Genomic DNA, 17,437 nt, shown 5'->3' with positions numbered 1-17,437 from the left:
TACTAAGCTTTACTTAGAGTAAAGCTCGACGATCAGGTGTTCGTTAATGTCCGCAGACAGATCAGAACGCTCAGGCTTACGCTTGTACGTACCTTCCATCTTGCCAGCATCAACTTCCAGCCAGGTTGGCTTTTCACGCTGCTCAGCCAGCTCCAGAGCGGCTTTCACGCGAGACTGCTTCTTCGCTTTCTCACGAATGCTAACAACGTCATTCGGACTAACCTGATAAGAAGCGATGTTAACAACACGACCGTTTACCATAACAGCTTTATGGCTAACCAGCTGACGTGCTTCTGCACGAGTGGCGCCGAAGCCCATACGGTATACAACGTTGTCCAGACGACCTTCCAGCAGAGCCAACAGGTTTTCACCGGTGTTGCCTTTCAGACGTGCTGCTTCTTTGTAGTAGTTACGGAACTGACGCTCCAGCACACCGTAGATACGGCGAACTTTTTGCTTTTCACGCAACTGCACACCATAGTCAGACAGACGCGGTTTACGCGCACCGTGCTGGCCAGGAGCTTGTTCAATTTTACACTTGGTATCGATCGCGCGAACGCCGGACTTAAGGAATAAGTCGGTGCCCTCACGACGGCTCAGCTTGAGCTTAGGACCCAAATATCTTGCCATTTTCTTTCTCCAACAAACCTGGAAAACGAAGCGTTATACGCGACGTTTTTTCGGCGGACGACAACCGTTATGAGGGATCGGAGTCACATCAGTAATATTAGTGATGCGGAAACCAGCGGCGTTCAGAGCACGAATAGTAGATTCGCGGCCTGGACCCGGACCTTTAACCATAACTTCCAGATTCTTGATGCCGTATTCTTTAACGGCGTCAGCGCAACGCTCTGCTGCAACCTGAGCTGCGAACGGAGTGGATTTGCGAGAACCACGGAAACCGGAACCACCGGCTGTTGCCCAACCCAGCGCGTTACCCTGACGATCGGTAATAGTCACGATGGTGTTGTTGAAAGAAGCATGGATATGAGCCACGCCGTCAGAGACTTGTTTTCTTACACGTTTACGTGCACGAATTGGTGCCTTTGCCATTATTCAATCACCCCGATTATTTCTTGATCGGTTTGCGCGGACCCTTACGGGTACGTGCGTTGGTCTTGGTACGCTGACCGCGAACCGGGAGACCACGACGATGACGCAAACCGCGATAGCAACCAAGATCCATCAGGCGCTTGATGCTCATGCTGATTTCACGGCGCAGATCACCTTCAACGACAAATTTGGCAACTTCGTCACGCAGCGTGTCGATTTGTCCTTCAGACAGCTCACTGATCTTAACATTTTCAGCGATACCCGCTGCAGCCAGGATGGCTTTAGAACGGGTCTTACCGATGCCGTAGATCGACGTTAATGCGATCACAGCATGTTTCTGATCAGGAATGTTAATGCCTGCTATACGGGCCACTATGCACTCCTACTATTTAATATGTACGCACCATGCTGAAAAGCCCGTTTTCAGGATACTCAAATGGAAACGTACAGACATACAAAAGATTGGCTGGCTAATCTAGCCAGCTCAACCCAACTTTGCAAGAAAAATATGCGAATAAATCAGCCTTGGCGCTGTTTATGCTTCGGCTCGGCACTGCAAATCACACGGATGACACCATCACGCTTAACGATTTTGCAGTTACGGCATAATTTCTTGACGGAAGCACGAACTTTCATTTTTACTCTCCGTAACTTCTCGGGCGACCAATTAACGGCCGTAGCCTTTCAGGTTCGCCTTCTTCAATGCAGACTCATACTGACTGGACATCATCAGAGTTTGCACTTGAGCCATAAAGTCCATAATCACGACAACAACGATAAGCAGTGAGGTCCCACCGAAGTAGAACGGTACTTTCATTGCATCACGCATGAACTCCGGGATCAGGCAGATAAAGGTAATGTATAGCGCACCGACCAGAGTCAGGCGGGTCATTACTTTATCGATATACTTCGCCGTTTGCTCTCCCGGACGAATTCCTGGTACAAATGCACCGGACTTCTTCAGGTTATCTGCTGTTTCACGCGGGTTGAAGACCAACGCCGTGTAGAAGAAACAGAAGAAGATGATTGCAGACGCATAGAGTAACACATAAAGCGGTTGCCCAGGCTGCAAATACAGCGAAATTGTTGTCAGCCAGTTCCAACCAGTACCGCCCCCGAACCATGACGCGATGGTTGCCGGGAACAGAATAATACTGGAAGCGAAGATAGCCGGGATAACCCCCGCCATATTCACTTTCAGCGGTAAATGTGTGCTCTGTGCAGCATAGACACGACGACCTTGCTGACGTTTCGCGTAGTTTACCACAATGCGGCGTTGACCACGCTCAACAAATACAACAAAGAACGTCACTGCAAATACTAATACTGCAACCAACAGCAACACGAGGAAGTGCAGGTCGCCTTGACGCGCTTGCTCGATAGTATGGGCGATGGCTGGCGGGAGACCCGCGACAATACCGGCGAAGATAATGATTGAGATACCGTTACCGATACCTCGTTCAGTAATCTGTTCGCCCAACCACATCAGGAACATGGTTCCCGTGACCAGACTTACAACAGCGGTGAAATAGAATGCAAAGCCCGGGTTCATCACCAGGCCTTGCATACCAGGCATATTCGGCAGACCGGTAGCAATACCGATCGACTGGAATATTGCCAACACCAGAGTACCGTAACGGGTGTACTGGCTGATCTTACGACGACCAGACTCCCCTTCTTTCTTAATTTCCGCCAACGTTGGATGAACTACCGTCAGCAGCTGGATAATAATCGATGCCGAAATGTACGGCATAATACCCAGGGCAAAGATAGAAGCACGGCTGAGAGCACCACCAGAGAACATGTTGAACATCTCAATGATGGTGCCTCGCTGTTGCTCAAGCAGTTTGGCAAGTACAGCGGCATCAATACCAGGGATCGGAATAAAAGAGCCAATACGGAACACAATCAGCGCACCGATAACAAACAGCAGTCTGCGTTTCAGCTCGCCTAAGCCACCTTTGGCACTTTGAAAATCTAATCCCGGTTGTTTAGCCATCTGCTACTTATTCCTCGATTTTACCGCCAGCAGCTTCGATAGCAGCACGAGCGCCTTTAGTAACACGCAGGCCACGAACAGTTACCGGAGTAGTGACTTCACCAGACATGATCACTTTCGCGAACTCGATCTGGATACCGATAATGTTAGCCGCTTTCAGCGTGTTCAGGTCTACAACGCCGCCTTCTACTTTCGCCAGGTCAGACAGACGAACTTCGGCTGTAATCGCTGCTTTACGAGAAGTGAAGCCGAATTTCGGCAGACGACGGTACAGAGGCATCTGACCACCCTCGAAACCGCGACGTACGCCACCGCCAGAACGAGACTTCTGACCTTTGTGACCACGACCACCGGTTTTACCGAGGCCAGAACCGATACCACGACCCAGGCGTTTACCCGCCTTTTTGGAGCCTTCGGCCGGAGACAGAGTATTTAAACGCATCTCTTACTCCTCAACTTTAACCATGAAGGAAACCGCGTTGACCATACCACGAACGGCAGGAGTATCCTCACGTTCTACGGTGTGACCAATACGACGCAGACCCAGGCCAAGCAGCGTTGCCTTGTGTTTCGGCAGACGACCGATTGCACTGCGGGTTTGAGTAATTTTAATAGTCTTTGCCATGGTTTATTTCCCCAGAATTTCTTCAACGGATTTACCACGCTTGGCAGCGACCATTTCTGGAGAATTCATATTTTCCAGGCCATCAATAGTTGCACGAACCACGTTGATCGGGTTGGTGGAACCGTATGCTTTAGCCAGAACGTTATGAACCCCAGCAACTTCCAGAACGGCGCGCATTGCACCACCGGCGATGATACCGGTACCTTCGGAAGCTGGCTGCATGAATACACGAGAACCCGTGTGAACACCTTTAACCGGGTGTTGCAGGGTGCCGTTGTTCAGCGCGACGTTAATCATATTGCGACGGGCTTTTTCCATCGCTTTCTGGATCGCTGCTGGAACTTCACGCGCTTTACCGTAACCAAAACCAACGCGACCGTTACCATCGCCAACTACAGTCAGAGCTGTGAAGGAGAAAATACGACCACCTTTAACGGTTTTAGATACGCGGTTTACCGCGATCAGCTTTTCCTGCAGTTCGCCAGCTTGTTTTTCGATGTGAGCCATCTTACACCTCTACCTTAGAACTGAAGGCCAGCTTCACGGGCAGCATCTGCCAGTGCCTGGACACGACCATGATATTGGAACCCGGAACGGTCAAAGGACACATCTTTGATGCCTTTTTCCAGAGCGCGTTCAGCGACAGCTTTACCCACAGCTGCAGCCGCGTCTTTGTTACCGGTGTACTTCAGTTGTTCAGCGATAGCTTTTTCTACAGTAGAAGCAGCTACCAGAACTTCAGAACCGTTCGGTGCAATTACCTGTGCGTAAATGTGACGCGGGGTACGATGTACCACCAGGCGAGTTGCGCCCAGCTCCTGGAGCTTGCGGCGTGCGCGGGTCGCACGACGGATACGAGCAGATTTCTTATCCATAGTGTTACCTTACTTCTTCTTAGCCTCTTTGGTACGCACGACTTCGTCGGCGTAACGAACACCCTTGCCTTTATAAGGCTCAGGACGACGGTAGGCGCGCAGATCTGCTGCAACCTGGCCGATCACCTGCTTATCAGCGCCTTTCAGCACGATTTCAGTTTGAGTCGGGCACTCTGCAGTAATCCCAGCCGGCAGCTGATGGTCAACAGGGTGAGAGAAACCTAAGGACAGGTTTACTACATTCCCTTTAACCGCTGCACGATAACCTACACCAACCAGCTGCAGCTTCTTAGTGAAGCCTTCGGTAACACCGATAACCATTGAGTTCAGCAGGGCACGCGCGGTACCAGCCTGAGCCCAACCGTCTACGTAACCATCACGCGGACCGAAGGTCAGTGCATTATCTGCATGTTTAACTTCAACAGCATCGTTGAGAGTACGAGTCAGCTCGCCGTTTTTACCTTTGATCGTAATAACCTGACCGTTGATTTTTACATCAACGCCGGCAGGAACAACGACCGGTGCTTTAGCAACACGAGACATTTTTTCCTCCGATTAGGCTACGTAGCAGATAATTTCGCCACCAAGACCAGCCTGGCGCGCTGCACGATCAGTCATAACACCTTTAGAGGTAGAAACAACCGCGATACCCAGACCCGCCATAACTTTCGGCAGCTCATCTTTACGTTTGTAGATGCGCAGACCTGGGCGGCTGACACGCTGAATGCTTTCTACAACAGCTTTACCCTGGAAATACTTAAGAGTCAGTTCCAGTTCCGGCTTGGTGTCGCCTTCAACTTTAAAATCTTCGATAAAACCTTCTTCCTTCAGCACGTTGGCGATTGCCACTTTCAGCTTGGAGGAAGGCATGGTGACCGCAGCTTTGTTCGCGGCCTGACCGTTACGGATACGGGTCAGCATATCCGCGATCGGATCTTGCATGCTCATCTGTCTTTACTCCCGTGATTCAATTGGTGACAATTACCAGCTAGCCTTTTTCAAGCCTGGTACTTCACCGCGCATTGCGGCTTCACGTAGCTTGATACGGCTCAACCCGAACTTGCCCACATAGCCATGTGGACGACCTGTTTGACGGCAGCGGTTACGCTGACGAGACGGGCTGGAATCACGCGGCAGAGTCTGCAGCTTAAGAACAGCGTTCCAACGATCTTCGTCGGAAGCGTTCACATCAGAGATGATCGCTTTCAGTTCAGCGCGTTTCGCGAAGTATTTATCAGCTAAAGCTACGCGTTTTACTTCGCGTGCTTTCATTGATTGCTTAGCCATTCAGTAACCCTACCTTACTTGCGGAACGGGAAGTCAAAGGCAGCCAGCAGAGCACGGCCTTCTTCGTCAGATTTCGCAGTAGTGGTAATGGTAATATCCAAACCACGAACGCGGTCGACTTTATCGTAGTCGATTTCTGGGAAGATGATCTGCTCACGGACACCCATGCTGTAGTTACCACGACCATCGAAAGACTTAGCGGACAAGCCACGGAAGTCACGGATACGCGGTACAGCAATAGTGATCAGGCGCTCAAAGAACTCCCACATGCGTTCGCCACGCAGAGTTACTTTACAGCCGATCGGATAGCCCTGACGGATTTTGAAGCCTGCAACAGATTTGCGTGCTTTGGTGATCAGCGGTTTTTGACCGGAGATTGCTGTCAGGTCAGCTGCTGCGTTATCCAGCAGTTTCTTGTCAGCGATCGCTTCACCAACACCCATGTTCAGGGTGATCTTCTCGACCCGAGGGACTTGCATGACAGAATTGTAGTTAAACTCAGTCATGAGTTTTTTAACTACTTCGTCTTTGTAGTAATCATGCAGTTTCGCCATCGTACTACTCCAAATTACTTGATAGTTTCGCTATTAGACTTGAAGAAACGGACTTTTTTACCGTCTTCGAATCTAAAGCCTACACGGTCAGCCTTGCCGGTTGCCGCATTGAAGATTGCAACGTTAGAAACCTGAATAGCAGCTTCTTTTTCAACGATGCCGCCTGGTTGGTTCAGAGCCGGAACCGGCTTCTGGTGTTTCTTAACCAGGTTGATACCTTCAACAATGACCTTGCCGGAAGACAGGACATTCTTAACTTTACCGCGCTTACCTTTATCTTTACCGGTTAACACGATAACTTCGTCATCACGACGGATTTTCGCTGCCATGATTCGCTCCTTAGAGTACTTCTGGTGCCAGAGAGATAATTTTCATGAACTTCTCGGTACGAAGCTCACGAGTTACCGGCCCAAAAATACGCGTACCGATAGGCTGCTCGCTGTTATTGTTCAGAATAACGCATGCATTACCATCGAAGCGAATGACAGAACCGTCCGGGCGACGAACACCCTTCTTGGTGCGCACCACTACCGCCTTCAGCACATCACCTTTTTTGACCTTACCACGCGGAATTGCTTCTTTGATGGTGATCTTGATGATGTCGCCTACGCCTGCGTAGCGACGGTGCGAGCCACCCAGAACCTTGATACACATTACGCGACGTGCACCGGAGTTGTCGGCGACGTTCAGCATAGTCTGTTCTTGGATCATTTTAGTGCTCCGCTAATGTCAACTACTACTGAGACCCGAAATCAGGTCGTTAAAAAAGCCCCATATCGGGGGCGCGGCATTATAACACCGCTCAAACGATATGGGTAGAAAAAATAAACGGCCCATCGCTGAGCCGTTTATTCGTTGAGAATGCGTACTGTATTACAGAACCGCTTTCTCTACAACGCGAACCAGTGTCCAGGACTTAGTCTTGGACAGCGGACGGCATTCACGGATTTCAACCTTGTCGCCGATACCGCATTCGTTGTTCTCGTCATGTACGTGCAGTTTGGTCGTACGCTTGATGAATTTACCGTAGATCGGGTGTTTCACAAAACGTTCGATAGCAACAACAATGGATTTCTCCATTTTGTCGCTAACAACGCGACCTTGCAGAGTACGGATTTTATCGGTCATTACGCACCCGCCTTCTCAGTCAGTAAAGTCTTAACGCGTGCGACATCGCGACGCACTTGCTTCAACAGGTGAGACTGTTGCAGCTGGCCACTTGCAGCCTGCATACGCAGGTTGAACTGCTCACGCAGCAGGTTCAGCAGCTCGGTGTTCAGCTCTTCAACGCTCTTCTCACGCAGCTCTTTTGCTTTCATTACATCACCGTCTTAGTTACAAAGGTGGTTTTAATCGGCAGTTTCGCTGCTGCCAGCTTGAATGCTTCACGGGCCAGCTCTTCCGGTACGCCGTCCATTTCATACAGGACTTTACCCGGCTGAATCAAGGCAACCCAATACTCCACGTTACCTTTACCTTTACCCATACGCACTGCCAGCGGCTTTTCAGTGATCGGTTTGTCCGGGAATACACGGATCCAGATCTTACCTTGACGCTTAACTGCACGGGTCATAGCACGACGTGCTGCTTCGATCTGACGGGCAGTCAGACGACCACGGCCAACAGCTTTCAGACCGAAGCTGCCGAAGCTAACATCCGCGCCTGCAGCCAGACCGCGGTTACGGCCTTTGTGCATCTTACGGAATTTTGTACGCTTTGGTTGTAACATCAGCGACGCTCCTTATTTACGGCCTTTACGCTGCTGCTTTTTAGGTTGCGCAGCCGGTTTTTCCGGTTGTTCAACAGCAGCCATACCACCCAGGATCTCGCCTTTGAAGATCCATACCTTAACGCCGATTACACCGTAAGTGGTGTGCGCTTCAGAGGTGTTGTAGTCGATGTCAGCACGCAGAGTGTGCAGCGGTACGCGACCTTCACGGTACCATTCGGTACGTGCGATTTCCGCGCCGCCCAGACGGCCGCTAACTTCAACTTTGATACCTTTAGCGCCCAGACGCATTGCGTTCTGTACAGCACGCTTCATCGCACGGCGGAACATAACACGACGTTCCAGCTGAGAAGTGATGCTGTCAGCAACCAGTTTTGCGTCCAGTTCAGGTTTACGAACTTCGGCGATATTGATCTGTGCAGGAACGCCAGCGATATCCGCTACGACCTTACGCAGTTTTTCTACGTCTTCGCCTTTCTTACCGATAACGATACCCGGGCGAGCAGTGTGAATAGTCACACGGATGCTCTTAGCCGGACGCTCGATAACGATACGAGATACGGACGCTTTAGCCAGTTCCTTCGTCAGGTACTGACGTACTTTAAAATCGCTGTCCAGGTTGTCAGCGAATTCTTTGGTGTTCGCAAACCAGGTAGAGTTCCATGGTTTTACAATACCCAGGCGAATACCATTAGGATGTACTTTCTGACCCATTGCTAGTCTCCAGAGTCTCAGCGATCGGACACAACCACAGTGATGTGGCTGGTGCGCTTCAGGATGCGATCTGCACGACCTTTTGCACGCGGCATAATGCGCTTCATGCTCGGGCCTTCGTCTACGAAAATTTTCGTAACTTTCAGATCGTCAATGTCAGCGCCATCGTTGTGTTCAGCGTTAGCAATGGCAGATTCCAGAACCTTCTTGACCAATACAGCCGCTTTCTTGTTGGTGTAGGTCAGAATATCCAGAGCCTGCGACACTTTCTTACCGCGAATCAGGTCAGCAACAAGGCGGACCTTCTGAGCAGAAGAACGAGCATGGCGATGTTTAGCGATAGTTTCCATCTCTTCCTCCTACCTTATTTCTTCTTCGCTTTTTTATCAGCAGCGTGGCCGCGATAAGTACGAGTCGGTGCGAATTCACCCAGTTTGTGACCGACCATTTCATCGGTTACAAATACCGGAACGTGCTGACGACCATTATGGACAGCGATGGTCAAACCGATCATGTTAGGAAAGATCGTTGAACGACGGGACCAAGTGCGCAGGGGCTTCTTGTCTCCGCTTTCCACCGCTTTCTCTACCTTCTTCAGCAAGTGCAGGTCAATAAAAGGACCTTTCTTGAGAGAACGTGGCATGGCTTATCCTCTAAAATTATTTGCTACGGCGACGTACGATGAATTTATCAGTACGCTTGTTGCTGCGGGTCTTCTTACCTTTGGTCTGAACGCCCCACGGGGTTACCGGGTGCTTACCAAAGTTACGACCTTCACCACCACCATGTGGGTGGTCTACTGGGTTCATCGCGGTACCGCGAACGGTCGGACGAACACCACGCCAGCGTGCAGCACCTGCTTTACCCAGAACGCGCAGCATATGCTCAGCATTGCCAACTTCGCCCAGAGTTGCACGGCAGTCTGCTTCGACTTTACGCATTTCACCAGAACGCAGACGCAGGGTGACATAAGCACCATCGCGCGCAACGATCTGAACGTAAGTCCCTGCGGAACGTGCCAGCTGACCGCCTTTACCTGGTTTCATTTCTACGTTATGAACGGTAGAACCAACCGGGATATTGCGCATCGGCAGGGTGTTGCCTGGTTTGATTGCAGCATCAACGCCAGATTGGATCTGGTCGCCAGCTTTCAGGCCTTTAGGGGCCAGGATGTAACGGCGTTCGCCATCTTTGTACAGAACCAGCGCGATGTTCGCGGAACGGTTCGGATCGTACTCAAGACGCTCAACAACTGCCGGGATACCGTCTTTGTTGCGTTTGAAGTCAACAATACGATAAGCCTGCTTGTGGCCACCACCGATGTGACGAGTGGTGATACGGCCATTGTTGTTACGACCACCGGATTTGCTGTTTTTTTCCAGCAACGGAGCAAAAGGTTTGCCCTTGTGCAGCTCAGGGTTAACCACTTTAACTACGTGGCGACGACCCGGAGATGTCGGTTTACATTTAACAACTGCCATTGTATTACTCCTCCGACTTACTCAGCGCCGCCAACGAAGTCCAGGTTCTGGCCTTCTTTCAGGGTGACGTAAGCTTTTTTCCAGTCGCTACGACGACCGATACGCTGTCCGTGACGTTTAACTTTCCCTTTAACGACCAGGGTGTTAACGACTTCGACTTCGACTTCAAACAGTTTCTGCACAGCAGCTTTGATTTCTGCTTTGGTCGCGTCTTTAGCAACTTTGAGAACGATGGTGTTAGTTTTTTCCATCGCAGTAGACGCTTTTTCAGAAACGTGCGGTGCGCGCAGCACCTTCAGCAGACGTTCTTCACGAATCATGCCAGCATCTCCTCAACTTGCTTAACAGCATCAGCAGTCATTACGACTTTGTCGAAGGCGATCAGGCTAACCGGGTCGATACCCGTCGCATCGCGTACGTCAACCTTGTGCAGGTTACGTGCGGCCAGGAACAGGTTTTCGTCCAGCTCACCGGTGATGATCAGCACATCTTCCAGAGCCATGTCTTTCAGTTTCTGTGCCAGCAGCTTAGTTTTAGGCGCTTCAACAGAGAACTTCTCGACAACGATCAGACGATCCTGACGTACCAGTTCGGACAGAATGCTTTTCAGCGCGCCGCGGTACATCTTCTTGTTAACTTTTTGACTGTGGTCCTGCGGACGCGCAGCGAAGGTCACGCCACCAGAACGCCAGATCGGGCTCTTGATAGAACCTGAACGCGCACGGCCGGTACCTTTCTGGCGCCACGGTTTTTTACCGGAACCAGTTACTTCAGCACGAGTCTTCTGAGCACGAGTACCCTGACGAGCACCAGCTGCATAAGCAACAACAACCTGGTGAACCAGCGCTTCGTTGAAATCACGACCGAAGGTAGTTTCGGAAACAGTCAGCGCGCTCTGCGCGTCTTTCAATACTAATTCCATTGCTATCCCCTTACGCCTTCACAGCTGGTTTAACGATCAGGTCGCAGCCGGTTGCACCCGGGACCGCACCTTTAACCAGCAGCAGGTTGCGCTCAGCGTCAACACGTACTACGTCCAGGCTCTGAACAGTGACACGTTCGTTACCCAGCTGACCTGCCATTTTCTTGCCTTTGAACACTTTGCCCGGAGTCTGGTTCTGACCGATAGAACCCGGAACGCGGTGAGACAAGGAGTTACCGTGAGTCGCGTCCTGGGTACGGAAGTTCCAGCGCTTAACGGTACCTGCGAAACCTTTACCTTTAGAGGTGCCAGTTACGTCAACTTTTTTAACTTCAGCAAACAGCTCAACGCTAATGCTCTGACCTACGGTGAACTCTTCGCCTTCAGCCAGACGGAATTCCCACAGACCACGGCCAGCTTCTACGCCAGCTTTAGCAAAATGACCCGCTTCCGGCTTGGTTACACGGTTAGCTTTTTTAGCACCGGTGGTAACCTGGATTGCGCGGTAGCCATCGTTAGCCAGGTCTTTAACCTGAGTAACACGGTTTGCTTCAACTTCGATTACGGTTACTGGGATTGAAACGCCATCTTCAGTGAAGATGCGAGTCATGCCCACTTTTTTACCGACTAAACCAATCATTGTTTCAACCTCTCAATCGCTCGATGACCTGATTAACCCAGGCTGATCTGCACGTCTACACCGGCAGCCAGATCCAGACGCATCAGAGCATCAACGGTTTTCTCGGTTGGCTCAACGATGTCAACCAGACGCTTGTGAGTGCGGATTTCGTACTGGTCACGCGCGTCTTTGTTAACGTGCGGGGAGATCAGAACGGTGAAGCGCTCTTTGCGGGTCGGCAGCGGGATCGGACCACGGACTTGCGCACCAGTGCGCTTAGCAGTCTCGACGATTTCCGCGGTTGATTGATCGATCAGACGATGATCAAACGCTTTCAGGCGGATACGGATTCTTTGGTTCTGCATGAGACCAGAGCTCCAATTATTTTATAAACGAAAATGATTACTCCTCAGACCCATTACGATTGATGGGAGAGTGTAACCGTTCTTACGTAGCTCCCCGATTGGGAGCATTGTGAGATAACCAAATCGGTTACCCGAGGTTCAAATCGAACCTGCCGTCGATTAAGACAAGCCCGCGCATTATACGCAAATCTCAGCCTGACGCAAGCATCGCGTAGATATTAAACATTTTCCCCTGAATGCGAGCGGCCTTCAGCGTTGTATTGCAATGCAAACTCGGCTGACAATGACGGCGGAAATCCGCGCGCATATCCTGATAATGCCGCTTGTTCTCCGGCAGTCCTTCATTACAGTGGCGCTTTTTAGCTGGGAGATTGCCCAATGATAACCGCCCTGCCCTTTCTGCTTTGCTATGTTTCATCGACCCTGTATCTGGCGCTTTATGACTTACGCACCGGTTTGCTGCCAGACCGCGTCACCTGCCCTCTGTTGTGGATCGGGTTGGTTTTTCATCAATGCTTCTTTCCGGCACGGCTCGCCGATGCGTTATGGGGCGCCGTCGCAGGCTATATGGGATTTGCTGGCTTGTACTGGACTTATCGGTTTATTCGCAGACAAGAGGGGCTGGGTTATGGTGATGTGAAGTTTCTTGCCGCGCTGGGCGCGTGGCATGGATGGTCATCGTTACCGCTGTTGGTGCTTTGCGCATCGCTGCTTGCCAGCCTGTGCGTCGCAGTAGAGACGCTCATTTGCGGAAAGAGAGCGTTAAAAAACCCGCTGCCTTTTGGGCCATTTCTGGCGGCGGCGGGTTTCATCACTGGATGTCATCAATTGATGACTGGGGGTATTAGCTTGTGACCTGAATCTGCGATTGCAGGTAATTCTGGATACCCAGCTTAGCGATGAGATCCAGCTCGGTTTCCAGCCAGTCAATATGCCCTTCTTCATCCGCCAGGATCTCGATCATCATGTCCCGGCTGACGTAATCATGTATGGTATCGGCATAGGCGATGGCTTCACGCAGGTCTTTTGCCCCTTCAAGCTCGAGCCGAAGATCGGATTGTAACATCTCTTCGACGTCTTCACCGATACCCAGCTTGCCAAGATCCTGCAGGTTTGGGATCCCTTCGAGAAACAAAATACGCTCGATGTATTTATCGGCGTGTTTCATCTCATCTATGGATTCATGGTACTCGACATCATTAAGGCGAGTGAGTCCCCAGTTTTTGAACATACGGGCATGAAGAAAATACTGGTTAATCGCGACAAGCTCATTTCCCAATAGTTTATTGAGATAATTTATGATTTTAACATCACCTTTCATTTTATAGTCCCTCCGCTTCCACTCTCTTGAGCGTAGATGGGGCTACAGGGATGTCAAAAAAAAGAGTGTGACTCAGGCGATTTCTTTAAACTCTGGCATTTGCGTCAATTCGTCCTGCATGACTTCACGTGCCGCTCGTATACATTTACCGCATTGATTTCCGACAGGAATAAACTTACGTAACTGTTGGAACGATTGAGGATGAAACTGACGTACAGCCTGACGAATTTTCTTATCACTTACACCATTACACAAACAAACGTACATGATCGCTCCCGTTCAATTTCTGCGCAAAGTGTAAATGAGAATAGTTATGATTACAATAGCACAACTCTGCTTACGCGGCGGAAGGAAAGACAAATTTGCGAAGATTTGTGACAGCTGCGTAGCAGGCAGCAAAAAGGGCGCCGAAGCGCCCTTTTCAGTTCAATACTAATTAATGAATAATTAGCCCAGAACTTTAGCAACCACGCCCGCACCTACAGTACGGCCGCCTTCACGGATTGCGAAACGCAGGCCGTCGTCCATCGCGATCGGGTGGATCAGGGTAACAACCATTTTGATGTTGTCGCCCGGCATTACCATCTCTACGCCTTCCGGCAGTTCGATGGTGCCAGTCACGTCAGTTGTACGGAAGTAGAACTGCGGACGGTAGCCTTTGAAGAACGGAGTATGACGGCCGCCTTCGTCTTTGGACAGAATATACACTTCAGATTCGAACTTGGTGTGCGGCTTGATGGTGCCCGGCTTCGCCAGTACCTGACCACGTTCGATTTCTTCACGTTTGATACCACGCAGCAGAACACCTACGTTCTCACCCGCACGGCCTTCGTCCAGCAGTTTGCGGAACATCTCAACGCCAGTACAGGTAGACTTCGCAGTCTCTTTGATACCAACGATTTCAACTTCTTCGCCCACTTTGATGATACCGCGCTCTACACGACCGGTAACAACGGTACCACGACCGGAGATGGAGAATACGTCTTCGATCGGCAGCAGGAACGGCTTGTCAATCGCACGCTCTGGTTCCGGAATGTAAGAATCCAGGAAGCCTGCCAGTTCGATGATTTTCGCTTCCCACTCTGCGTCGCCTTCCAGCGCTTTCAGAGCTGAACCACGAACGATCGGCGTGTCGTCGCCCGGGAAATCGTACTGAGACAGCAGTTCACGAACTTCCATCTCTACCAGTTCCAGCAGCTCTTCGTCATCAACCATGTCGCATTTGTTCAGGAACACGATGATGTACGGAACGCCTACCTGACGACCCAGCAGGATGTGCTCACGGGTCTGCGGCATCGGGCCATCAGTCGCGGCAACAACCAGGATCGCGCCGTCCATCTGCGCAGCACCGGTGATCATGTTTTTAACATAGTCGGCGTGGCCCGGGCAGTCTACGTGTGCGTAGTGACGGGTCGGGGTATCGTATTCAACGTGAGAGGTGTTGATGGTGATACCACGCGCTTTTTCTTCCGGCGCGTTATCGATCTGGTCGAATGCGCGAGCAGCACCGCCGTAGGTTTTAGCCAGTACGGTAGTGATTGCAGCGGTCAGGGTAGTTTTACCGTGGTCAACGTGGCCGATGGTGCCGACGTTAACGTGCGGTTTTGTACGTTCAAATTTTTCTTTAGACACGGCTATATTCCTTACTATAGCGCTCTCCCCTTATGGAGAGAGCACGGGACTTAGGTTTTAATCCTGTGGATTATTTACCACGGGCTTCGATTACGGCCTGAGCAACGTTGCTCGGTGCATCATCATACTTCAGGAATTCCATAGTGTACGATGCGCGACCTTTGGTCAGAGAACGCAGCTGAGTTGCATATCCGAACATTTCAGACAGCGGAACTTCAGCGTGGATCTTAACGCCAGTAACTTCAGATTCCTGACCGCGCAGCATACCGCGACGACGGCTCAAGTCACCAATGACGTCACCGGTGTTCTCTTCCGGCGTTTCTACCTCAACCTTCATGATCGGCTCAAGCAGAACTGGTTTCGCTTTCTTAAAGCCTTCTTTAAAGGCAATAGACGCAGCCAGTTTAAACGCCAGTTCCGAGGAGTCAACGTCATGGTAAGAACCGAAGTGCAGACGGATACCGATGTCAACAACCGGATAACCAGCCAGCGGGCCTGCTTTCAGCTGCTCCTGGATACCTTTATCAACGGCAGGGATGTATTCGCCAGGGATTACACCACCTTTGATGTCGTTGATGAACTCGTAGCCTTTCGGGTTGGAACCCGGCTCCAGCGGGTACATGTCGATAACAACATGACCGTACTGACCGCGACCACCAGACTGCTTCGCGTGTTTACCTTCGATATCGGTAACTTTCGCGCGAATCGCTTCACGGTAAGCAACCTGAGGTTTACCGACGTTCGCTTCAACGTTGAATTCACGCTTCATACGGTCAACGATGATGTCGAGGTGCAGCTCACCCATACCGGCGATAATGGTCTGGTTAGATTCTTCGTCAGTCCATACGCGGAATGACGGGTCTTCTTTAGCCAGACGGCCCAGAGCCAGACCCATTTTTTCCTGGTCAGCTTTGGTTTTCGGTTCTACGGCGATGGAGATTACCGGCTCAGGGAATTCCATACGCTCCAGGATGATCGGGTGATCCGGATCGCACAGAGTGTCACCGGTGGTCACGTCTTTCAGACCGATCGCCGCAGCGATGTCGCCCGCGCGAACTTCTTTGATCTCTTCACGTTTGTTAGCGTGCATCTGAACGATACGACCGAAACGCTCACGTGCGGATTTCACGGAGTTCAGTACGGTATCACCAGAGTTAACCACACCGGAGTAAACGCGGAAGAAGGTCAGGTTACCCACGAACGGGTCGGTAGCGATTTTGAATGCCAGTGCAGAGAAAGGCTCGTCATCGCTAGCGTGACGTTCAGCAGGCGTATCTTTACCGTCGTCCAGGATACCGTTGATCGCAGGTACGTCAACCGGGGATGGCAGGTAATCAATTACCGCATCCAGCATTGCCTGAACACCTTTGTTCTTAAAGGCAGAACCACAGGTAACCAGGATGATTTCGTTGTTCAGAACGCGCTGACGCAGAGCTTTTTTGATCTCTTCTTCAGTCAGTTCTTCACCACCCAGGTATTTTTCCATCAGCTCTTCAGACGCTTCCGCTGCGGACTCGATCAGGTTCTGGTGCCATTCTTCAGCCAGTTCCTGCATGTCAGCCGGGATGTCTTCATAGGTGAAGGTCACGCCTGCATCAGCTTCGTTCCAGTTGATGGCTTTCATTTTCACCAGGTCAACAACACCGGTGAACGCTTCTTCAGCGCCAATTGCCAGCTGCAGCGGAACAGGGTTCGCGCCCAGACGGGTTTTGATCTGGCCAACAACTTTCAGGAAGTTCGCGCCCATACGGTCCATTTTGTTAACGAACGCAATGCGCGGAACTTTATATTTGTTTGCCTGACGCCATACGGTTTCAGACTGCGGCTGAACACCACCAACTGCGCAGTAAACCATTACCGCACCATCAAGAACACGCATGGAACGTTCTACTTCGATAGTGAAGTCAACGTGCCCCGGGGTGTCGATGATGTTTACGCGATGCGGTTCATACTGCTTAGCCATACCAGACCAGAATGCAGTAGTCGCTGCGGAAGTGATGGTAATACCACGTTCCTGCTCCTGCTCCATCCAGTCCATGGTAGCTGCGCCGTCATGAACTTCACCGATTTTATGGTTTACACCGGTGTAGAACAGAATACGTTCGGTAGTAGTGGTTTTACCGGCGTCGATGTGCGCACTGATACCGATGTTACGGTAGCGTGCGATGGGTGTTGTACGAGCCATTTGATTCCTCGTTTATCTTTTAGGCGTTCAATTTAAGTAGCCCAAAGCGGGCTGCTTACTGGAAGCGCCCGCCTGG

General features: G+C 50.9%; 31 protein-coding genes. 1 reads left to right on the top strand and 30 read right to left on the bottom strand.

Annotated elements, in window-relative coordinates; all coding sequences use genetic code 11:
- Positions 1–9 precede the first annotated feature (9 nt).
- The 26 genes from rpsD to rpsJ all read right to left on the bottom strand — a co-directional run bounded on the left by rpsD (position 10) and on the right by rpsJ (position 12,223).
- The gene (gene rpsD / locus JY391_RS02325; protein WP_012908432.1) at positions 10–630 is read right to left on the bottom strand and encodes a 30S ribosomal protein S4; all 621 of its coding nucleotides are present in this window, start codon (positions 628–630) and stop codon (positions 10–12) included.
- Positions 631–663: 33 nt separating this feature from the next.
- Complete coding sequence (gene rpsK, locus JY391_RS02320; RefSeq protein WP_001029684.1) at positions 664–1,053, bottom strand: 30S ribosomal protein S11; 390 nt, start codon at positions 1,051–1,053, stop codon at positions 664–666.
- A 16-nt stretch (positions 1,054–1,069) separates the two neighbouring features.
- The gene (gene rpsM, locus JY391_RS02315; protein WP_012908431.1) at positions 1,070–1,426 is read right to left on the bottom strand and encodes a 30S ribosomal protein S13; all 357 of its coding nucleotides are present in this window, start codon (positions 1,424–1,426) and stop codon (positions 1,070–1,072) included.
- A 146-nt stretch (positions 1,427–1,572) separates the two neighbouring features.
- A complete protein-coding gene (rpmJ, locus tag JY391_RS02310; RefSeq protein WP_000868187.1) occupies positions 1,573–1,689 on the bottom strand; it encodes a 50S ribosomal protein L36 in 117 nt (38 codons plus the stop codon).
- A 31-nt stretch (positions 1,690–1,720) separates the two neighbouring features.
- The gene (secY, locus tag JY391_RS02305) at positions 1,721–3,052 is read right to left on the bottom strand and encodes a preprotein translocase subunit SecY (RefSeq protein WP_001118864.1); all 1,332 of its coding nucleotides are present in this window, start codon (positions 3,050–3,052) and stop codon (positions 1,721–1,723) included.
- A 7-nt stretch (positions 3,053–3,059) separates the two neighbouring features.
- On the bottom strand, positions 3,060–3,494 hold the full coding sequence (gene rplO, locus JY391_RS02300) for a 50S ribosomal protein L15 (protein ID WP_012908430.1): 435 nt from the start codon (positions 3,492–3,494) through the stop codon (positions 3,060–3,062).
- A 3-nt stretch (positions 3,495–3,497) separates the two neighbouring features.
- The gene (gene rpmD / locus JY391_RS02295) at positions 3,498–3,677 is read right to left on the bottom strand and encodes a 50S ribosomal protein L30 (RefSeq protein ID WP_001140434.1); all 180 of its coding nucleotides are present in this window, start codon (positions 3,675–3,677) and stop codon (positions 3,498–3,500) included.
- 3 nt (positions 3,678–3,680) lie between these two features.
- Positions 3,681–4,184 (bottom strand): 30S ribosomal protein S5, encoded by a 504-nt coding sequence (gene rpsE, locus JY391_RS02290; RefSeq protein WP_000940121.1) that lies wholly within the window; start codon positions 4,182–4,184, stop codon positions 3,681–3,683.
- 14 nt (positions 4,185–4,198) lie between these two features.
- A complete protein-coding gene (gene rplR, locus JY391_RS02285) occupies positions 4,199–4,552 on the bottom strand; it encodes a 50S ribosomal protein L18 (protein ID WP_000358960.1) in 354 nt (117 codons plus the stop codon).
- A 9-nt stretch (positions 4,553–4,561) separates the two neighbouring features.
- Positions 4,562–5,095: a 50S ribosomal protein L6 gene (gene rplF / locus JY391_RS02280; RefSeq protein ID WP_012135817.1), complete on the bottom strand. Its 534-nt coding sequence runs from the start codon at positions 5,093–5,095 to the stop codon at positions 4,562–4,564.
- A 12-nt stretch (positions 5,096–5,107) separates the two neighbouring features.
- On the bottom strand, positions 5,108–5,500 hold the full coding sequence (rpsH, locus tag JY391_RS02275) for a 30S ribosomal protein S8 (protein WP_000062611.1): 393 nt from the start codon (positions 5,498–5,500) through the stop codon (positions 5,108–5,110).
- A gap of 33 nt (positions 5,501–5,533) precedes the next feature.
- Positions 5,534–5,839, bottom strand: coding sequence for a 30S ribosomal protein S14 (rpsN, locus tag JY391_RS02270; protein WP_012135425.1), 306 nt, complete (start codon positions 5,837–5,839; stop codon positions 5,534–5,536).
- 14 nt (positions 5,840–5,853) lie between these two features.
- The gene (gene rplE / locus JY391_RS02265) at positions 5,854–6,393 is read right to left on the bottom strand and encodes a 50S ribosomal protein L5 (protein WP_001096202.1); all 540 of its coding nucleotides are present in this window, start codon (positions 6,391–6,393) and stop codon (positions 5,854–5,856) included.
- Between the two features lie 14 nt (positions 6,394–6,407).
- Complete coding sequence (rplX, locus tag JY391_RS02260) at positions 6,408–6,722, bottom strand: 50S ribosomal protein L24 (protein ID WP_000729185.1); 315 nt, start codon at positions 6,720–6,722, stop codon at positions 6,408–6,410.
- 10 nt (positions 6,723–6,732) lie between these two features.
- Positions 6,733–7,104, bottom strand: coding sequence for a 50S ribosomal protein L14 (gene rplN / locus JY391_RS02255; RefSeq protein ID WP_002919748.1), 372 nt, complete (start codon positions 7,102–7,104; stop codon positions 6,733–6,735).
- A 162-nt stretch (positions 7,105–7,266) separates the two neighbouring features.
- Positions 7,267–7,521 (bottom strand): 30S ribosomal protein S17, encoded by a 255-nt coding sequence (gene rpsQ, locus JY391_RS02250; protein ID WP_002438707.1) that lies wholly within the window; start codon positions 7,519–7,521, stop codon positions 7,267–7,269.
- Positions 7,521–7,712 (bottom strand): 50S ribosomal protein L29, encoded by a 192-nt coding sequence (rpmC, locus tag JY391_RS02245; RefSeq protein WP_000644742.1) that lies wholly within the window; start codon positions 7,710–7,712, stop codon positions 7,521–7,523. The genes rpsQ and rpmC overlap by 1 nt, the downstream gene beginning before the upstream one ends.
- On the bottom strand, positions 7,712–8,122 hold the full coding sequence (gene rplP / locus JY391_RS02240; protein WP_000941208.1) for a 50S ribosomal protein L16: 411 nt from the start codon (positions 8,120–8,122) through the stop codon (positions 7,712–7,714). The genes rpmC and rplP overlap by 1 nt, the downstream gene beginning before the upstream one ends.
- 12 nt (positions 8,123–8,134) lie before the next feature.
- Entirely contained in the window at positions 8,135–8,836 is a 702-nt protein-coding gene (gene rpsC, locus JY391_RS02235) for a 30S ribosomal protein S3 (RefSeq protein WP_000529945.1), read from the bottom strand.
- Between the two features lie 17 nt (positions 8,837–8,853).
- Positions 8,854–9,186, bottom strand: a complete 333-nt coding sequence (rplV, locus tag JY391_RS02230; RefSeq protein WP_000447529.1) for a 50S ribosomal protein L22 — start codon at positions 9,184–9,186, stop codon at positions 8,854–8,856.
- A 14-nt stretch (positions 9,187–9,200) separates the two neighbouring features.
- Positions 9,201–9,479 carry a 30S ribosomal protein S19 gene (gene rpsS / locus JY391_RS02225; RefSeq protein ID WP_001138117.1) on the bottom strand — a complete coding sequence of 93 codons (279 nt, stop codon included), beginning with the start codon at positions 9,477–9,479 and terminating at the stop codon, positions 9,201–9,203.
- Positions 9,480–9,495: 16 nt separating this feature from the next.
- On the bottom strand, positions 9,496–10,317 hold the full coding sequence (gene rplB, locus JY391_RS02220) for a 50S ribosomal protein L2 (protein WP_000301864.1): 822 nt from the start codon (positions 10,315–10,317) through the stop codon (positions 9,496–9,498).
- Positions 10,318–10,334: 17 nt separating this feature from the next.
- On the bottom strand, positions 10,335–10,637 hold the full coding sequence (rplW, locus tag JY391_RS02215; protein ID WP_000617546.1) for a 50S ribosomal protein L23: 303 nt from the start codon (positions 10,635–10,637) through the stop codon (positions 10,335–10,337).
- Positions 10,634–11,239, bottom strand: coding sequence for a 50S ribosomal protein L4 (rplD, locus tag JY391_RS02210; protein WP_000424395.1), 606 nt, complete (start codon positions 11,237–11,239; stop codon positions 10,634–10,636). Before rplD ends, rplW begins: the two co-directional genes overlap by 4 nt.
- A 10-nt stretch (positions 11,240–11,249) precedes the next feature.
- The gene (gene rplC / locus JY391_RS02205) at positions 11,250–11,879 is read right to left on the bottom strand and encodes a 50S ribosomal protein L3 (protein WP_042293120.1); all 630 of its coding nucleotides are present in this window, start codon (positions 11,877–11,879) and stop codon (positions 11,250–11,252) included.
- Positions 11,880–11,911: 32 nt separating this feature from the next.
- A complete protein-coding gene (gene rpsJ, locus JY391_RS02200) occupies positions 11,912–12,223 on the bottom strand; it encodes a 30S ribosomal protein S10 (RefSeq protein ID WP_001181005.1) in 312 nt (103 codons plus the stop codon).
- A gap of 378 nt (positions 12,224–12,601) precedes the next feature.
- Between rpsJ and JY391_RS02195 the strand changes: the two genes are divergently transcribed.
- Entirely contained in the window at positions 12,602–13,078 is a 477-nt protein-coding gene (locus JY391_RS02195) for a prepilin peptidase (protein ID WP_211935170.1), read from the top strand.
- Here JY391_RS02195 and bfr read toward each other — a convergent pair.
- The 4 genes from bfr to fusA form a co-directional block, all read right to left on the bottom strand.
- On the bottom strand, positions 13,068–13,544 hold the full coding sequence (bfr, locus tag JY391_RS02190) for a bacterioferritin (protein ID WP_042293126.1): 477 nt from the start codon (positions 13,542–13,544) through the stop codon (positions 13,068–13,070). The two genes, JY391_RS02195 and bfr, sit on opposite strands and share 11 nt — an antisense overlap.
- A gap of 72 nt (positions 13,545–13,616) precedes the next feature.
- Positions 13,617–13,811, bottom strand: coding sequence for a bacterioferritin-associated ferredoxin (bfd, locus tag JY391_RS02185; RefSeq protein ID WP_042293128.1), 195 nt, complete (start codon positions 13,809–13,811; stop codon positions 13,617–13,619).
- A gap of 180 nt (positions 13,812–13,991) precedes the next feature.
- Positions 13,992–15,176: an elongation factor Tu gene (gene tuf / locus JY391_RS02180; protein WP_181822206.1), complete on the bottom strand. Its 1,185-nt coding sequence runs from the start codon at positions 15,174–15,176 to the stop codon at positions 13,992–13,994.
- A 70-nt stretch (positions 15,177–15,246) separates the two neighbouring features.
- On the bottom strand, positions 15,247–17,361 hold the full coding sequence (gene fusA, locus JY391_RS02175) for an elongation factor G (RefSeq protein ID WP_042286235.1): 2,115 nt from the start codon (positions 17,359–17,361) through the stop codon (positions 15,247–15,249).
- Positions 17,362–17,437: the final 76 nt, after the last annotated feature.

It is taken from the genome of Citrobacter sedlakii, from assembly GCF_018128425.1.
Classification (GTDB): domain Bacteria; phylum Pseudomonadota; class Gammaproteobacteria; order Enterobacterales; family Enterobacteriaceae; genus Citrobacter_A; species Citrobacter_A sedlakii.
Note: the sequence above shows the minus strand (reverse complement) of the source record. Positions and strands in the feature narration are given on the sequence as shown.

Coding starts and splice junctions, on each gene's coding strand:
- rpsD (WP_012908432.1), bottom strand. CDS start 630: ATGGCAAGATATTTGGGTCCTAAGCTCAAGCTGAGCCGTCGTGAGGGC.
- rpsK (WP_001029684.1), bottom strand. CDS start 1,053: ATGGCAAAGGCACCAATTCGTGCACGTAAACGTGTAAGAAAACAAGTC.
- rpmJ (WP_000868187.1), bottom strand. CDS start 1,689: ATGAAAGTTCGTGCTTCCGTCAAGAAATTATGCCGTAACTGCAAAATC.
- secY (WP_001118864.1), bottom strand. CDS start 3,052: ATGGCTAAACAACCGGGATTAGATTTTCAAAGTGCCAAAGGTGGCTTA.
- rplO (WP_012908430.1), bottom strand. CDS start 3,494: ATGCGTTTAAATACTCTGTCTCCGGCCGAAGGCTCCAAAAAGGCGGGT.
- rpmD (WP_001140434.1), bottom strand. CDS start 3,677: ATGGCAAAGACTATTAAAATTACTCAAACCCGCAGTGCAATCGGTCGT.
- rpsE (WP_000940121.1), bottom strand. CDS start 4,184: ATGGCTCACATCGAAAAACAAGCTGGCGAACTGCAGGAAAAGCTGATC.
- rplR (WP_000358960.1), bottom strand. CDS start 4,552: ATGGATAAGAAATCTGCTCGTATCCGTCGTGCGACCCGCGCACGCCGC.
- rplF (WP_012135817.1), bottom strand. CDS start 5,095: ATGTCTCGTGTTGCTAAAGCACCGGTCGTTGTTCCTGCCGGCGTTGAT.
- rpsH (WP_000062611.1), bottom strand. CDS start 5,500: ATGAGCATGCAAGATCCGATCGCGGATATGCTGACCCGTATCCGTAAC.
- rpsN (WP_012135425.1), bottom strand. CDS start 5,839: ATGGCTAAGCAATCAATGAAAGCACGCGAAGTAAAACGCGTAGCTTTA.
- rplE (WP_001096202.1), bottom strand. CDS start 6,393: ATGGCGAAACTGCATGATTACTACAAAGACGAAGTAGTTAAAAAACTC.
- rplX (WP_000729185.1), bottom strand. CDS start 6,722: ATGGCAGCGAAAATCCGTCGTGATGACGAAGTTATCGTGTTAACCGGT.
- rplN (WP_002919748.1), bottom strand. CDS start 7,104: ATGATCCAAGAACAGACTATGCTGAACGTCGCCGACAACTCCGGTGCA.
- rpsQ (WP_002438707.1), bottom strand. CDS start 7,521: ATGACCGATAAAATCCGTACTCTGCAAGGTCGCGTTGTTAGCGACAAA.
- rpmC (WP_000644742.1), bottom strand. CDS start 7,712: ATGAAAGCAAAAGAGCTGCGTGAGAAGAGCGTTGAAGAGCTGAACACC.
- rplP (WP_000941208.1), bottom strand. CDS start 8,122: ATGTTACAACCAAAGCGTACAAAATTCCGTAAGATGCACAAAGGCCGT.
- rpsC (WP_000529945.1), bottom strand. CDS start 8,836: ATGGGTCAGAAAGTACATCCTAATGGTATTCGCCTGGGTATTGTAAAA.
- rplV (WP_000447529.1), bottom strand. CDS start 9,186: ATGGAAACTATCGCTAAACATCGCCATGCTCGTTCTTCTGCTCAGAAG.
- rpsS (WP_001138117.1), bottom strand. CDS start 9,479: ATGCCACGTTCTCTCAAGAAAGGTCCTTTTATTGACCTGCACTTGCTG.
- rplB (WP_000301864.1), bottom strand. CDS start 10,317: ATGGCAGTTGTTAAATGTAAACCGACATCTCCGGGTCGTCGCCACGTA.
- rplW (WP_000617546.1), bottom strand. CDS start 10,637: ATGATTCGTGAAGAACGTCTGCTGAAGGTGCTGCGCGCACCGCACGTT.
- rplD (WP_000424395.1), bottom strand. CDS start 11,239: ATGGAATTAGTATTGAAAGACGCGCAGAGCGCGCTGACTGTTTCCGAA.
- rplC (WP_042293120.1), bottom strand. CDS start 11,879: ATGATTGGTTTAGTCGGTAAAAAAGTGGGCATGACTCGCATCTTCACT.
- rpsJ (WP_001181005.1), bottom strand. CDS start 12,223: ATGCAGAACCAAAGAATCCGTATCCGCCTGAAAGCGTTTGATCATCGT.
- JY391_RS02195 (WP_211935170.1), top strand. CDS start 12,602: ATGATAACCGCCCTGCCCTTTCTGCTTTGCTATGTTTCATCGACCCTG.
- bfr (WP_042293126.1), bottom strand. CDS start 13,544: ATGAAAGGTGATGTTAAAATCATAAATTATCTCAATAAACTATTGGGA.
- bfd (WP_042293128.1), bottom strand. CDS start 13,811: ATGTACGTTTGTTTGTGTAATGGTGTAAGTGATAAGAAAATTCGTCAG.
- fusA (WP_042286235.1), bottom strand. CDS start 17,361: ATGGCTCGTACAACACCCATCGCACGCTACCGTAACATCGGTATCAGT.